The organism is Massilibacillus massiliensis (genome assembly GCF_900086705.1).
GTDB classification, from domain to species: domain Bacteria; phylum Bacillota; class Negativicutes; order FLKF01; family FLKF01; genus Massilibacillus; species Massilibacillus massiliensis.
The window spans coordinates 203379-217605 of sequence record NZ_LT575483.1 but is presented as its reverse complement, the minus strand read 5'-3'; the positions used below and the strand labels follow the sequence as shown (position 1 = coordinate 217605).

The window sequence follows — 14227 nt, the reverse complement described above, 5'->3', positions numbered from 1 at the left end:
ACTTAATATTACTGATTGGGACAGTTCATTTTTGAGCTGTCTTTTCTTATGTTTAAATTTAGAAAGGAATGAAAATGAATGATTTATTCAACAGGTGAAAAGTTTGTTTTACTCAATGAAAAGTCCGGTGTAATTCAAAATCCAAGTACCTATGCAACGGCTGAATTTGCAACAGGTGATAAGGTTCCCGAAGTTAATACGGGAATACATATTGCACCAGGCGAAAAATTTACTTTTTCAATAACTGAATCAAATAAAAACGCTTATGTAAGATTTCTCGGGCTAAGAGATGAAGATGAAAATTCTTATGTTGCTGTAGTTAATTTTAATTTTGGTGCTTCGACTACGGGAAATGGATCCAGCACTGATGTTAAACATGGCGATTTATCTGGAAGAGATTTATCCGATCAGCATCCAATAACAGCAATTACAGGATTAAAGGAATTACTGGATACTCTGATAACTACAGCAGATGCAAAAGCGTATGCAGATACTAAAATATCGAATTTAATCAATGGTGCTCCAGAGGCATTCGATACTCTTAAAGAGATTGCTGATGTGTTGTCTAATGATGAAAATTCAATTGCTGCAATTTTGAATGCGTTGGCTAAAAAAGTGGATAAAGTAGCAGGGAAAGACTTATCTACTAATGACTATACAAATGCAGATAAAGAAAAACTAGATAAATTTTCTGAGGATGACGATGGAAATTTTATTTACAAGGGTAAAACAATTACTGGTGAGCCGAGAAGTGAACTAAAGCAAATTACTAAATTAGGTGTGACAGGTAAAACAACTTTAGAAATTTCTGTGAATGCAGCAGACTTTAAATTGCCTCCAGTGGAAATTCTTAAATTTGCGCCTGCTGATAATTCGTCTGACGGCAATAAGAATCAGCGCACTTTATTTGATTTTTCGGCAACGGATGGAGAAAAATTTACTGTAGATGATGTTTCGGCTGAACAAGATTCCTATATTGCTTTTGATGGTACGGTACATCTTAAAACTGATTATGAATATCGAATGCTTAAAATCACAACTTTCACTGGCGAAGGTCAATATTCGGAAGACAGCAATATAGACGATACAATTTTTAAGATTATTGAGGAAGGGGTAGTAGAATAATGGCTAACGGCAGTAAATTATTTTTAGCTAAATCAGATAAAAGCATTGTTGCTCAAAATACAATAAGTCAGATATCAGTTATGAAAAACGGGAGCATTGTAGATGCAACGGGGAAAATATGGACTAGGAAAGGAATAGGAGTTAACGTTTCAGGTGGGAGATTTAGCGGAGGTTGTTTAGTTGTAGGAAATACAGGTGGAAATAATAATGGTATTTCATGTGCGGCTAATGAAGATTTCGATTTTGGAAATTCTAATTTTACTGTCGAATTTTGGTTTAAACCAAATACAAAGGCAACGACATGTACGTTGATTCGACGGGGATATGGTGAATATTGCCCATTTGCTATAGGGTTACGTGGAAGTGATACTCCTTATGAACCAAAAACTGAGGGAATAGCACTACAGATAGCGTTTAGTGAAGATGGATGGGCAGTATCGCAATTGATTCCACTTACTCTTGTAGTTGGAACATGGTATCATGTTGCACTTATTAGAATGGTAAACTCATTTGTTCTTTACTTAAACGGAAAAGCTATATACAGATATTCAAATTCAAAATCATTTCCCAAATCTCCGAATACGCTTGATATTGGAGTAAATTCTTTTAATCTTAATCCTAATTGTAATATTAGCGATGTACGTATTTCAAAAAACGTAGCGAGATACCTAGCGGATTTTGATCCAGCAACAACAGACTTTTCTACAAATGGGTATTACTATCGTAAAGATGAAAAATGGACTCGGCTCGGTGTACCAGCAAATGATTCTGCATTGGTTGATCTATTTAAAACTTATGGAATGCAAGATTATCCAACACAGGGGCAACTAGAAGAATTAGGGGTTGGTGTAGATCGTCCAAGGCGTTGCTGCTTGCAAGAAAGTGCCACAGATGAATTACCGGTAGTTAAATTAAAGGCAGTACCTAAAGATAAATTATTGTTGCCTAAGGCATTAGTATCAATTAGTGATTTTAATGATATAGATAGTGTGACTGTTGAAAAAATCGTAAATGGTAGTAGTGCAATAAAGTTTATTATTACAACAGACTTATTGGCTTATAAAACATTTAACTTTACGAGTAATACATGGGAAACGATAGATCATAAAAATTTAAGCACAGTAAAAACTGCAGGCATTGATTCAGAGTCGATATCTAAGATCACAAATGAAAAATGGAAATCTCTAATTGAAGGAGTAGATGGAGTAGGCTTTGCCATTCTGTTATCACAGGAAGCTGTTACCGATGACTGTAAATTGGATTTGTTATCTATCAATATTTTTGGCGGAATTGTGGAGGATCCTAGTGATGGATCATGGGATAAAGCGGTACATGGCACAGATTATAATTATGGTTACCCAAAGAATAATTTACTTCGTGTTATTCTGTTGACTAATGGAGACTACAAAATCAATTACAGGGAGGGTGTTAAGGAAATTTAAATATTGTAAATTAGAAAGAGCTGAAAGAGGCTCTATTTTTTATGTTTAAAAATTTTTCTGTTTAGGTGTTTAAAAATCGATTCTAAAAGAATGTATATAGGTGAGAGCCGATATACGAGATATAAATAAACAAAATGAGAGGTCTTTGGATATATCGATCTTCAATAAAATTTAGGAGGAAATTTATTTATGTGTTGTTGTAATGAAAAAAATCCAGTAGGAACAGTTAATTATTTTGCTAGGCAATTCCCACCAGAAGGTTGGTTATTGTGTGATGGCCGTGAAGTATCGAGAGATGTGTTTGCCGATTTGTACAATATGGTAGGAACATCATTTGGGACGGGTGATGGAAAAACCACGTTTAACTTACCTGATCTGCGTAGTGAATTTATTCGTGGACTTGACGAAGGGCGCGGAGTAGATAATGATCGGGTATTTGGAAGTGGGCAACAAGATGCAATAAAGAAACATGATCACGCAGTTTTATCTTATCCTTTTCGGTCTAATACATCGGGATATGTTTTGCCTGCTGAACAAGATGGGGTAAATGTATATTCAGGAAAAATGCCAGGTGAATCAATCAAAGCCGGAAGTAAATGTACTAATGAAGTAGCTACTTCATTAGATGGTGATAAAGAAACTCGCCCTCGTAATGTAGCTTTACTAGCCTGTATCAAATATTAATATCACTTTGAGTGGAGAGAAATCTTCACTCTTTTTATGTCTAAAAGTTGTAATAAAAGTAGGAACTAAAAAATTGGAGAGTGGTTATTTTGAATTTTAACGAACTATGGATATCAATATGTAAGGCGTTTAATACTTTATTGGATGCGTGGGTGATCAAAGCAATGATAGCTTTTATAGTGCCGATTTTAACTGGCATTCACGGTAGTGCTTTAACTGCGTTTATCACACTAGTATTTATCGACTTAATAACGAGATGGATCGCAATATGTTACGAGCACTTGTCTAAAAATGGGCAATCAACGGATCTATTTAGCTGCATAAAAGACATACCTACTGCGATTCGCGAGGGGTATATTAACTCATCTGCAATGAAACATAGATTTGTCGGTAAAATCTTAGTGTACGTAATCTTAACAATTGTCGCAGTGAAAGCAGATGAATTAATCGTTATATCATCTGAAAGCCCTGTTCTGCTAAAAGCAACATGGGTGTACTTGGCTATCACCGAAGCAATAAGTATCCTTGAAAATTTAAGAGACGCAGGGATAGAACAGGCAAATGATTTACTTAATTTCTTACGTGATAAAGCAAGTCTTACTTTAAATAAATTTAAAAACAGATAGGAGTGTTGAAAATGAAAATTTGTATTAATGCAGGGCATTACCCTGGGCTAGATAGCGGCGCAGTAGGAACATTTCTGCAGGAGGCAGACGTAGTAAAAAATATAGGAGAAATCGTATGTAGGGACCTAGAAGCAGTTGGTTATGAAGTTTTATTCGTACAAGAAAATGAGCTTGTGGATATCACGAATGCCAGCAATTCATTTGGTGCCGATCTGTTTGTATCAATTCATTGTAATGCAGCGACAAATTTATCCGCACAGGGGACAGAAACATTTTGCTATGGATCCGGAGCAGGTGAATCCTTAGCTCCTTGCATTCAAAATCAAATTGTAAATTCACTTGGTACTGTTGATCGTGGTGTCAAATACTCGCAGGGCTTATATGTATTAAAACATACCGATTGCCCGGCTGTGTTAGTTGAAACTGCATTTATCAGTAACTATGACGATGAACAATTGCTTGCAAATAGACAAGCTGATTTTGCGCATGCAATTGCAAGAGGCGTGACTGATTATTTTGCTTAAAAAATCTTAAGTGGAGGTTAAATTTATGGAGGTGTCAAAAATTGATAAAAAAACTATTATTATTGGTGTCTGCAGTATTCTTATTATCAGCTTCGGGATATGGTATCTGTTCGGCCCAAGAACCGATGTATCAGATGTCAGAAACGGAACTGACAGAGTTGCAAGGGATCTTCAGTCAGCTAAAGAGCAGCAACAACGAGCTGCAGAATCAATTGAAACAATCAAAAGAGGACTTGAAAGCAGCGCAAAGTCAGTTGATAATATCGAAGACGGAGTTGACAGCGCTAAAGAATCAGTTGATTCAGCTACAGATCGAATCGACGAAAGCGAAAAGCTCACTGGATCAAGCGAACAACTCATTGAACGAGGCGAATCAATCCTTGCAACAATTCGCCAAAGAGGAAAAAAGTAAGATTACAAAATTAACGTGGCAACGAAATTTATTCGCGATTGCTGCAATATATGGAATATTGAAATGATAAAAATCCGCCATTGATACAGCAAAATGTATCGATGACGGATTTTTTTTATTTTATGTGTTTAAAAATAGACGTTAAAAGAATGTATATAGGTGAGAGCCAATATACAGGACAAACAAGAGTGTGGATAGGCTACAATTAATTGGACAGTTATTATAAGGGCATGTAAAATAAAATAATAAAACAAAAGGAGCTAGGCCCATGACTGTTGAAAAACGCCCTCGTCGTAGCTATACGGACGAATTCAAAAAACAAGTTGTACAATTATATAATAACGGAAAACGTAAGTGTGACATTATTCGTGAATATGATATCGCATCGTCCTTGCTTGACAAATGGATTCAGCAAGCTAACAATAGTGGCTCTTTCAAGGAGAAAGATAATCTTACAACTGAACAGATAGAACTGATTGAGCTTCGCAAACGGAACAAATATCTTGAAATGGAGAATGATATTTTAAAGCAAGCAGCGCTGATCTTAGGACGAAAGTAAATGTGATTAAAGCCAATATCCACAAATACTCTGTATCAGCAATGTGTAAAGTCCTACAAATTCCAAGAAGCACCTATTATTATGAGGCAAAAGCAAATCCAGATGAATCTAAGCTGGTGGCAAATATTGTTGATATATTTAAAGCAAGCCGAAATAATTATGGAACCCGAAAAATAAAATCAGATTTAAAAGATAGAAATATCATTGCTTCACGCCGCCGCATCGGCAGAATCATGAGGCAGGAAGGACTGATTTCAAGTTATACGACTGCCCAGTTCCGTCCTCAAAAGGATACTTGTAATGAATCAAAAACCAAAAATGTTGTTGACCGCCAGTTCAGTGAACAACCATATAGAAATGCTATTGTAAGCGATTTAACATATGTCAGAGTCGGCATGAGCTGGAACTACATTTGTGTGCTTATTGACCTCTTTAATAGAGAAATAATTGGTTACAGTGCCGGACGTAATAAAACAGCAGACCTTGTAAAACAGGCATTTCAGACTGTAAGGGGAAATCTGAAAGATATCCAGATATTTCACACGGACCGTGGCAACGAATTTAAAAATCGGACCATTGAAGAAATCTTGGAAGCATTTGAAATTCAGCGTTCTCTCAGTCATAAAGGGTGTCCTTATGATAATGCAGTGGCAGAAGCAACATTTAAAATAATCAAAACAGAATTTATCAGGAACCAGACTTTTCACAGCTTAAACCATCTGCAGATTGAGTTAGCTGATTATGTAAATTGGTTCAACAATCATAGGATTCATTCTTCACTAGGATATCTAACACCGGTGAAGTATAGAATAAATACCCTTAAAAAAGTTGTCTAAAAAACTGTTGACAGTCCAGTGAAAATATGAGGTTCGGTAGTTATGTTGGTTTTCAAAATAAATTATTTATGGAGGAATGTAAAATGACAACAGTAGGAGATAGATTAACAGCGCCAGAGAAAGGGTGGAAACGATATGATGATACTGATACAAATTTTACTTATACAGGAACGTGGACTAGGTACGATGAAAAAACAAGTGATATTTATGTAGCAGCGTATAATAAAAGCCTTTTATTTGCGACTAGTGAATTTGCAATGGTATCATTTAATTTTAAGGGAACCATGTTGCGTGTGATAGCTAATCGATATAGTAATAAACCATCAGACATAAATATTTATATAGATGATGTGGCGTATACATTTTCGGAGTATGGTACAATTCAGCAGGATTTTCAAAGAGTGTGTTTTGAAAAAATTGATTTGGAAAATAAAGAACATAGTGTAAAAATAAGCTATTCTAATTTATTGAGTGGTAATTGGGATTTTGATGCAATTGACATTGATGAAACAGGAGAACTTTTACCCTACAATCCAGATATTAAAACAAACCAAGTATTACTACGTATTACAATGAACGATTCTAGTGAACGAGAATACAAAGTAACGCATACTGAAGTTGATAAATTCATTCAGTGGATCAATGGAGCTGGCAGAGCGGGTGATAACTGTTACAAATTTACTGATGTAGTTGATGAAAGTATGGAATATTTGATTTTTGAAAAAATCATTAGTTTTAAAGTGCTTGAACTTAAATAAACCATTTAATAAAAATATTAAATTTTGGAGGGAATATTACATGTATAAATTAGATGAATACACAGTATCTTTATTACATTTTGATGATGGTTTTAAAGATGAAACAGGAAAGGTTTGGACGACCAATGGAAATCCAATAGTTTCTTCTGAACAGAGTAAATTTGGAGGGAAAAGTTTATATTTGGATGGGAGTAGTAATTTAGCTATTTCTAATCTTTCTGATTTTGATTTTAACTCTGGATATTTTACTATTGATTGGTGGGAATATAGAACAAATTTATCTGGATATCCAACAGTGTTTAGCATTGGTGATGTTGATTATCAATCAATTATTGTAGGACATGGAAATACGTTTTCTACTAATGATAATAAAAACGTTTGTTACATATCCTCAAACGGAGCATCGTGGAATGTTATGGATGCGTTTTTATTAGGAACAATAGATTTAAATACTTGGAATCATTTTGCTTTAGTTAGAAATGGTAATAAATTTTATGGATTTAAGAATGGTATTCTCTCGGGTCAAATTACAAGTAATGATAGTTTTTATCTTAACAATAATATTGTATCTTTAGGGAAAGTTTATAAAAGAGCACCTTATGGATTCAACGGTTTTATTGATGAGTTTCGTATTTCAAAAATTGCTCGATGGACAGGAGATTTCGATCCTAAACCAGTTAAAAAGAATTGTTTATTGCGTATCACAATGAACGATTCCAGTGAACGTGAGTACGAATTAAGTATTTCTGAGGTAGAAGCCTTTATTACTTGGTGCGATCGTACTGTTGATACAGGAGAGGCATATTATGTATTTGATAAAGCCGTCGGATCACAAAACAGTAAAGAATATTTGTTCTTTGAAAAGATCATTAGCTTTGAGGTAATTGAAATTTTATAATCAAAAAAGTAGAATCTAGGTACAATCTCGTACTTAGATTCCGCTTTTTCATTTGGAATAGTAAAAATTTACTGATTATAGTCTAAGGTATGATATAATATTTCTAGTTTTTTTGTATATGCTGAATTATTATATATAATAATTCAGGTGGGGGTATTTTGTGAGGATAATAAGGTCTAATCAGCGAAATTTAGGTAGAAATTTTCAATATTTATTTTGTTTTATTTTGATAATAGCGACTGGAGTTTTAATGCTTTTGGGGCTTAGTTGGTTAATCAAATCGTTACCTAGTCCCAAGCAAATTTATATATTTTTCTTCTGGTTTCAACTCATTATGGGTTTATTAGTAATAGTTTGTATACTTTTTTTCTGTAAACAAGAATATGATACTGATGGTAAATGGGGTACTAACCTATTTGTAATAGTACTATTAATTTTGATTTACATAAATTTATTCGGATCTATGTTTATGGACATACCTAATTTATTGATGAGCAAATATGAGACAGTTGAAGGACAACCAAAAAAAGTATGGCAGCCTTACAAATCGTGTACAGTACACGCGGATATTGGTGGGAAAGAAGTCGAATTTTTTCATGAATCTATAATGAGAGAAAAAGAAAATAGGCAAAAATATTATCATGTTGAATATTTGCCGAATAGTAATTATGTTATTGATGTAAAAGAAATAGAAAAATAATAATCAACTAATCTTAATTTTTTATGTGGAGTGTAGAAAATATGGATTTAGAAAAATAAGAAAAGACTCATATAGAAATTAATTTTAATTAAGTAAATCAAAAGGCGGCAAACAAGTACAAAAATATACTTGTTTGCCGCCTTTTCTTTTTGCAGAATTGTTTAGAATAATGGCATATTTATCTGGTCAGCAAGTTTATGTCGAAGCGCTGGCGGTTCATGATGAAGTATATGCATCGCAGCACTATCATTATTTATCCAGTCCTCAATCATATCTTGTTCCAGAATCAACGGCATTCTATCATGTATTTCTTCCATGGATTGATTTGCCTTCGTTGTCAAAATAACAAAGCAATTTTCATCTGCAAATTCAGTATATATTCCAGCCATGTAGACGATCGGACTATTTGGCAAAGTAAAATGATACTTTTCTTTTCCTTGCCATTCATAAAAACCAGTCGATGGAATGACACATCTTCTTTCATGAAAGGCAGTTTTAAACATGCGTTTATCTTCTACTGTTTCTGATCGGGCGTTGATTATTACGCCTTTTTTCGCAAAGTTAGGAAACCCCCATTTATATGCAGTAACATCATCTTTTAATATAACAGGAGCCACGTTGGTTGGATATATTTCACCTAATTTAATACCATGATGTTTCTCATTCACTTGCCGAATGATTTCCATAATTTCTTTGTTTTCCTGATCGGTAAAAATTACATATCTGCCGCACATTGCTTATAACAACTCCTTTAACGCTATTATACAAGAGTAATATGTATTTTATCCAGAATAAAACAGTTGTTTATTTTATATAATAGAATTATTATAAAACATATGTTCGGTTTAAAGGAGCTGTTATAAACAATGTTTCGTACAATTTTGCATGTCGATTTAAATAATTTCTATGCAAGTGTCGAATGTTTGTATAGACCTGAACTTAAAAGTATTCCTGTAGCTGTGTGTGGAGATGTGGAAGCTAGGCACGGAATAGTATTGGCAAAAAACTATCCTGCAAAACAGCTAGGTATTCAAACTGGAGAAGCAATTTGGCAAGCAAAACAAAAGGCTAAGAATTTGGTAATTATACCGCCGGATTTTAAAAAGTATCTTCGATTTTCACGGATGGCGCGTGAAATATATGCAACGTATACCGATCAGATCGAACCGTTTGGTATAGACGAAGCGTGGCTTGATGTAACGAGTTCTGCAAAAATATTTGGTGATGGTGAGAGTATCGCAAATATGATACGTCAAAGAATGAAAAACGAATTAGGCTTAACAGTATCTATAGGAGTTTCTTTTAATAAAATTTTTGCGAAATTAGGAAGTGACATGAAAAAGCCAGATGCTGTAACTGTAATTGCAGAAGAAAATTTTAAGGAAATTGTATGGCCCTTAAACGTACGTGAATTATTATATGTAGGCAGATCAACACAAAACAAATTATACAGTCGTAATGTTAATACAATTGGAGACTTGGCCAATAAAAATCTTCATGACTTAAAGCTATTATTAGGTGTATGGGGCGAGACACTTTGGAGTTTTGCGAATGGATTTGATTATACCCATGTACGTAAAGTAGGAGAAGAAAGCATTATTAAGTCAATTGGGAATAGTACAACAACAGTGCGTGATTTACTCAACATTAATGATGTAAAGATAATTATTTATATACTTTCTGAAAGTGTTGCTGCAAGATTGCGTCAGCATGGATTAAAATGTACAACAGTTGCTATTTCAGTAAGAGACAAGGAATTATATTCATTTGACAGGCAAAGCAAACTAAGTGAACCAACTTATACGTCGAATGATATAGCAAGTAAAGCGATAGAACTATTTAATAAAAACTATACTTGGTATAAACCAATTCGGAGTTTAGCTGTTCGAGGGGCGAATTTAGTCACTGAAACCGAGCATATGCAAATAGATTTATTTGATATAGCAAAAGAGAAGCATGAAAAATTAGATAAGGTAGTTGATGTAATACGCAGACGATTTGGAAATGGATCTATTTGTAGAGCTGCAATGCTGAGTGATAAATTGCTATCGAGTTTTAACCCCAAGGACGATCATGTGATTCATCCAATCTCATTCTTTAGATAGGTGGAGAAAGTATGGAAAAGAAGTTTATCAAAGTAATTGCGGAGCATTATCCTGATGGAGCAATTCGTCCGGTGGCAATTGATTGGGATGGACGAAATTTGAGTGTTGATAAAATATTAGATATACGCCAGGCTGCATCGCTAAAATGCGGGGGACAAGGCACCAGATATACATGCAAAATTTGTGGTAAGGCGGTTTATTTGTTTTGCGATGATGGGCGTTGGTTCATGGATAAATAATGATAAAAACCCTAAGTTTTTCTTAGGGTTTTTTTATTTCTCAAGAATACAGTAGTTGCTATATATATATCTATGTATTAATTTGGCAGGAAATCTAATACATATAGGGAATTATACTAAATGGAATTAAAATTTAATAGTTCTGAATCTTTATAGAGAAGAGGTAAAAATGATAGCTTTTTTATTGAAAGTTAAAAATTTTATTAACGATATTAAGATATTATCTTGGGTACTATGCTTTCCTGTAAAAATATTTATAAAAAAAGTAATATGCTTTACTAAAAAAAATGAAAGCTTTGCAATATTTGGTGGCGAACTTTTTTTAGGGATATTGTTTACAGTGGTATCAAATGATTTCATGAAAAAAGAAGAGTTTTTCCGAAAAACGATTTATAATAATTTATCTAATATTATTAGTATAAATATGGGTTGTATAGCTATCTTTTTTGCTTGTGTTGTAATTATCTTTTATTTAGATAAAAAATATAATTATCGTGATGTAAAATTTAGATTAGTTTTAAAAAACCTAGAAATAAATTTAGTGCTTTTAATTGTATCTATTTTGTTTTTAGTAATCTCTAGTTTTTGGATATCTTACTATGCTGCTGTAGATGTTTCTAATGATGCTGATGAAAAAATGAAAATGATCAAAGATTTTCATTTAATGGTAAACATCTTGCTAACCTGTACGTTTACAGCTATAGTTTCTACTTTTGGTACTTGTATTGGTATTGTGACTAGAATTGCATCATCTTTTAAGGAAAAGGGTGATGACAATAAAAATGATTCGACATCCTAAAAAGCACTCTTCGAGGTGCTTTTTCTATTGCAGGAATTTGTTTCCTTTTGACTAAAAAACTAATTTATAAAATATATAGTAAAGGATGATTTATTTGGGAGTAGACGCGGCTGATAAAAAATATTTGTGTAATTGCTGCAAAGATGAGGAAAAAGGTGTGGAACAAATATATAGTTGTAAAAAATGCAAGAAAAATCTATGTATTGGCTGCATTACGAATGTTAAAGTTGGAGAAATAATTCCTCATGACGGGGATAAGAACATTGATTTTAAATACTGTCCATTTTGTAGCGGCAAAGTCGATCGAATTTCGACAAAAACAAGACCGGACTATTCTCGAGTACAAAAAGAAAGCAATATTGGGAAGAAGGTTGAAGTATGCTTTAACTATGATAGAACAATAGTAACTGCTGGAACTATTGTTCAGGATGATACAGAACCTCCTTTTGTAACTCGAATAAAATTAATGGATGGAAGATACATACTTGATTCTGAATGTCAGTATAGAATAATAAGTTGAAATATAAAATAAAACCCCCGGAGCCCAATATTTAAAGGCTCCGGGGGTTTATTATTTATTGAACTCTATTTCGTTCTTTTTCAAGAACATCGATAAGGCTATGAATCATAGGTGAATCATCTGAAATATAACAAACCTTATATTTATTTTCAAATTCAACTAATTTAGATAAATTTCTATACAGCCTACTAGCATCTACTGTGACAACAATATTATTTTCATTATCATTTTTCTCAAGTTCATTAATCATGTTACTAAATTCCTTGCGATGATCGTTAGATGAGCAATTTTTATCTATATAACACTTTATATCTGTAAACCCTAATAAGTTTGCTTTTTCTTTGCATAAAATTAATTGTTTCTCCACTTGCTCGTCGTTACCACGACAATATATAAATGTTGACATATAAATAAACACTCCTTCTAAAGTAAAACTACATATAACTTATCTTACATTAATACCTTCAATAATACAATTTTGGTTTGGAATAATAATGCTTTGCCGAGGTTTTTTATTATTTTTAACAAAATTTTAATAAAAAATATAGTGTATTTATTGTGAATTTTGGTTTAAAATGTTAATAAAAGAGACTAGTTTATCCAATGCTTTGACACTAGGTTCACGTTTCCCCCTTTCCCAATCATACAAGGTGCGCTGGTTAAATCCAACAATTTCTGCAGCTTCTTTTTTATCATACCCGTGATAATACCTGGCCTTTTTTAATCGATCCCCAAACGTAGTTTCAGGCATATTTTCAAAGCAGCCTAGGAACTCGATTGGCTGATCTACAACTATACTAATTTTTTTTAACGTAGAGATGTTATAACGTCCTGTTTTTTCGATAATGATAATAGTAGTCGCTACGCAACTAACTCTTTTCGCTAGTTCAACTTGGGTAAGATTCTTTTTTTGTCTAGCCCAACGAACACGTTCACCGACACTATTTCCAGGAGGCTTTAGATTTGAAGGATCATAAGACACGTTTTTTGTTAAATAAAATATTGAGTTGCTTTCTGCACGTTTGTCCGTGCGGATATCTTAATGACACGTTGAAGGAGTGCACTTGTACACCGAACGAAATTAAGCGATACACGAAAAAAATATCCGGGCCCTTGTTAGACCGAATTGATATTCATATTACAGTTCCTCGACTAGAATATACCGAAATGGTGGGTGATAAACGATCTGAAAGTTCAAGTGTAATTAGAAGCAGGGTGGAAGAGGCTAGAAAAATACAACTAAAAAGATTAAATAAATATCATATATTTTGTAATGCGCAAATGCGGCATAGGCATATTCAGAAAACTTGTTTATTAACAACTACGGCACAAAGTATTTTAGAACAAGTATTTGTGAAAATGGGTTTATCAGCGAGAAGTTATGATCGAATTATAAAAGTGGCGAGAACGATTGCTGATTTGGATAATTCTGAGATGATTACGGAGCGGCATATAGCCGAGGCAGTGCAGCTTCGTAGCAATATAAATACTACACTATGATAAAAGATTTATTATTTCCAAACTTATTTGTGCCGAGTTTATTTGAGATCCCATTACTTGAATTGAAAAATAAAGGGATTCGTGCGATTATTTTTGATTTGGATAATACAATCATCGCGTGGGAAAGTGAAAATGTAGAGTTGGATGTAATGTTGTGGATAAAAAGCCTAAAGAGCAGTGGATTTATATGTTGTATTGTATCCAATAATTTGACAGATCGGGTGCAAAATATCGCAGCAACATTAGAAATAGCCTATATAGCAAAAGGTTATAAGCCATTAAGTTTTGGGTTTAAACGTGCCTTGCATAAATTTAACGTACCTTCCTCACAAGTTGCTGTTGTTGGAGATCAAATTTTTACAGACGTTCTTGGGGGAAATTATTTAAATTTATATACGATACTAGTCAGTCCTTTAAGTAAAAAAGAATTTTTTGGAACTAAATTTATGCGAATGCTTGAAAAATTGATTCTAAATTATTATAAAGTATAGGAATGTAGT

Annotated in this window: 19 protein-coding genes; 16 read left to right on the top strand and 3 right to left on the bottom strand. The window is 33.4% G+C overall.

All coding sequences use genetic code 11. From position 1 onward, the window contains the following. Positions 1–78 precede the first annotated feature (78 nt). The 10 genes from BN6559_RS01135 to BN6559_RS01090 all read left to right on the top strand — a co-directional run bounded on the left by BN6559_RS01135 (position 79) and on the right by BN6559_RS01090 (position 8564). Entirely contained in the window at positions 79–1125 is a 1047-nt protein-coding gene (locus BN6559_RS01135) for a hypothetical protein (RefSeq protein ID WP_110953036.1), read from the top strand. Further along, on the top strand, positions 1125–2567 hold the full coding sequence (locus BN6559_RS01130; protein WP_110953035.1) for a LamG-like jellyroll fold domain-containing protein: 1443 nt from the start codon (positions 1125–1127) through the stop codon (positions 2565–2567). The genes BN6559_RS01135 and BN6559_RS01130 overlap by 1 nt, the downstream gene beginning before the upstream one ends. 189 nt (positions 2568–2756) lie before the next feature. Beyond that, complete coding sequence (locus BN6559_RS01125) at positions 2757–3251, top strand: phage tail protein (protein ID WP_110953034.1); 495 nt, start codon at positions 2757–2759, stop codon at positions 3249–3251. 89 nt (positions 3252–3340) lie between these two features. Continuing rightward, positions 3341–3877 carry a phage holin family protein gene (locus BN6559_RS01120; RefSeq protein WP_110953033.1) on the top strand — a complete coding sequence of 179 codons (537 nt, stop codon included), beginning with the start codon at positions 3341–3343 and terminating at the stop codon, positions 3875–3877. Positions 3878–3888: 11 nt separating this feature from the next. Beyond that, the gene (locus tag BN6559_RS01115; protein WP_110953032.1) at positions 3889–4401 is read left to right on the top strand and encodes an N-acetylmuramoyl-L-alanine amidase family protein; all 513 of its coding nucleotides are present in this window, start codon (positions 3889–3891) and stop codon (positions 4399–4401) included. Positions 4402–4442: 41 nt separating this feature from the next. Next, positions 4443–4880: a hypothetical protein gene (locus BN6559_RS01110; RefSeq protein ID WP_199883657.1), complete on the top strand. Its 438-nt coding sequence runs from the start codon at positions 4443–4445 to the stop codon at positions 4878–4880. Between the two features lie 201 nt (positions 4881–5081). After that, positions 5082–6208 (top strand): IS3 family transposase gene (locus BN6559_RS01105; protein WP_110952830.1). Its coding sequence is split into 2 segments (ribosomal slippage): positions 5082–5337 and positions 5337–6208, totalling 1128 coding nucleotides; the frame shifts between segments, so codons are not numbered across the junction. Positions 6209–6291: 83 nt separating this feature from the next. Further along, entirely contained in the window at positions 6292–6966 is a 675-nt protein-coding gene (locus tag BN6559_RS01100; RefSeq protein WP_110953030.1) for a hypothetical protein, read from the top strand. A gap of 40 nt (positions 6967–7006) precedes the next feature. Beyond that, positions 7007–7864, top strand: a complete 858-nt coding sequence (locus tag BN6559_RS01095) for a LamG-like jellyroll fold domain-containing protein (protein ID WP_110953029.1) — start codon at positions 7007–7009, stop codon at positions 7862–7864. Positions 7865–8024: 160 nt separating this feature from the next. Next, complete coding sequence (locus BN6559_RS01090) at positions 8025–8564, top strand: hypothetical protein (RefSeq protein WP_110953028.1); 540 nt, start codon at positions 8025–8027, stop codon at positions 8562–8564. 161 nt (positions 8565–8725) lie between these two features. Here BN6559_RS01090 and BN6559_RS01085 read toward each other — a convergent pair whose 3' ends face one another. Further along, positions 8726–9298, bottom strand: coding sequence for an SOS response-associated peptidase (locus BN6559_RS01085; protein WP_110953027.1), 573 nt, complete (start codon positions 9296–9298; stop codon positions 8726–8728). A gap of 132 nt (positions 9299–9430) precedes the next feature. Between BN6559_RS01085 and dinB the strand changes: the two genes are divergently transcribed. The 4 genes from dinB to BN6559_RS01065 all read left to right on the top strand — a co-directional run bounded on the left by dinB (position 9431) and on the right by BN6559_RS01065 (position 12227). Further along, positions 9431–10669, top strand: a complete 1239-nt coding sequence (gene dinB, locus BN6559_RS01080) for a DNA polymerase IV (protein WP_110953026.1) — start codon at positions 9431–9433, stop codon at positions 10667–10669. Between the two features lie 11 nt (positions 10670–10680). Beyond that, entirely contained in the window at positions 10681–10908 is a 228-nt protein-coding gene (locus BN6559_RS01075; RefSeq protein WP_110953025.1) for a hypothetical protein, read from the top strand. A gap of 169 nt (positions 10909–11077) precedes the next feature. Further along, entirely contained in the window at positions 11078–11707 is a 630-nt protein-coding gene (locus BN6559_RS01070) for a hypothetical protein (RefSeq protein ID WP_110953024.1), read from the top strand. Between the two features lie 94 nt (positions 11708–11801). Further along, positions 11802–12227 (top strand): hypothetical protein, encoded by a 426-nt coding sequence (locus BN6559_RS01065; RefSeq protein ID WP_110953023.1) that lies wholly within the window; start codon positions 11802–11804, stop codon positions 12225–12227. A gap of 55 nt (positions 12228–12282) precedes the next feature. Here BN6559_RS01065 and BN6559_RS01060 read toward each other — a convergent pair whose 3' ends face one another. After that, complete coding sequence (locus BN6559_RS01060) at positions 12283–12633, bottom strand: recombinase family protein (RefSeq protein ID WP_110953022.1); 351 nt, start codon at positions 12631–12633, stop codon at positions 12283–12285. A gap of 147 nt (positions 12634–12780) precedes the next feature. Further along, the gene (locus BN6559_RS19135) at positions 12781–13209 is read right to left on the bottom strand and encodes a helix-turn-helix domain-containing protein (RefSeq protein WP_199883656.1); all 429 of its coding nucleotides are present in this window, start codon (positions 13207–13209) and stop codon (positions 12781–12783) included. On the opposite strand from BN6559_RS19135, the gene BN6559_RS01050 reads away from it, so the two are divergent. Further along, entirely contained in the window at positions 13191–13727 is a 537-nt protein-coding gene (locus BN6559_RS01050; protein ID WP_110953020.1) for a magnesium chelatase subunit ChlI family protein, read from the top strand. The genes BN6559_RS19135 and BN6559_RS01050 overlap by 19 nt on opposite strands. Next, a complete protein-coding gene (locus BN6559_RS01045) occupies positions 13724–14218 on the top strand; it encodes a YqeG family HAD IIIA-type phosphatase (RefSeq protein WP_110953019.1) in 495 nt (164 codons plus the stop codon). Before BN6559_RS01050 ends, BN6559_RS01045 begins: the two co-directional genes overlap by 4 nt. The last annotated feature ends 9 nt before the right edge of the window (positions 14219–14227 follow it).

Coding starts and splice junctions, on each gene's coding strand:
- BN6559_RS01130 (WP_110953035.1), top strand. CDS start 1,125: ATGGCTAACGGCAGTAAATTATTTTTAGCTAAATCAGATAAAAGCATT.
- BN6559_RS01085 (WP_110953027.1), bottom strand. CDS start 9,298: ATGTGCGGCAGATATGTAATTTTTACCGATCAGGAAAACAAAGAAATT.
- BN6559_RS01125 (WP_110953034.1), top strand. CDS start 2,757: ATGTGTTGTTGTAATGAAAAAAATCCAGTAGGAACAGTTAATTATTTT.
- dinB (WP_110953026.1), top strand. CDS start 9,431: ATGTTTCGTACAATTTTGCATGTCGATTTAAATAATTTCTATGCAAGT.
- BN6559_RS01070 (WP_110953024.1), top strand. CDS start 11,078: ATGATAGCTTTTTTATTGAAAGTTAAAAATTTTATTAACGATATTAAG.
- BN6559_RS01115 (WP_110953032.1), top strand. CDS start 3,889: ATGAAAATTTGTATTAATGCAGGGCATTACCCTGGGCTAGATAGCGGC.
- BN6559_RS01100 (WP_110953030.1), top strand. CDS start 6,292: ATGACAACAGTAGGAGATAGATTAACAGCGCCAGAGAAAGGGTGGAAA.
- BN6559_RS01095 (WP_110953029.1), top strand. CDS start 7,007: ATGTATAAATTAGATGAATACACAGTATCTTTATTACATTTTGATGAT.
- BN6559_RS01135 (WP_110953036.1), top strand. CDS start 79: ATGATTTATTCAACAGGTGAAAAGTTTGTTTTACTCAATGAAAAGTCC.
- BN6559_RS01060 (WP_110953022.1), bottom strand. CDS start 12,633: ATGTCAACATTTATATATTGTCGTGGTAACGACGAGCAAGTGGAGAAA.
- BN6559_RS01075 (WP_110953025.1), top strand. CDS start 10,681: ATGGAAAAGAAGTTTATCAAAGTAATTGCGGAGCATTATCCTGATGGA.
- BN6559_RS01045 (WP_110953019.1), top strand. CDS start 13,724: ATGATAAAAGATTTATTATTTCCAAACTTATTTGTGCCGAGTTTATTT.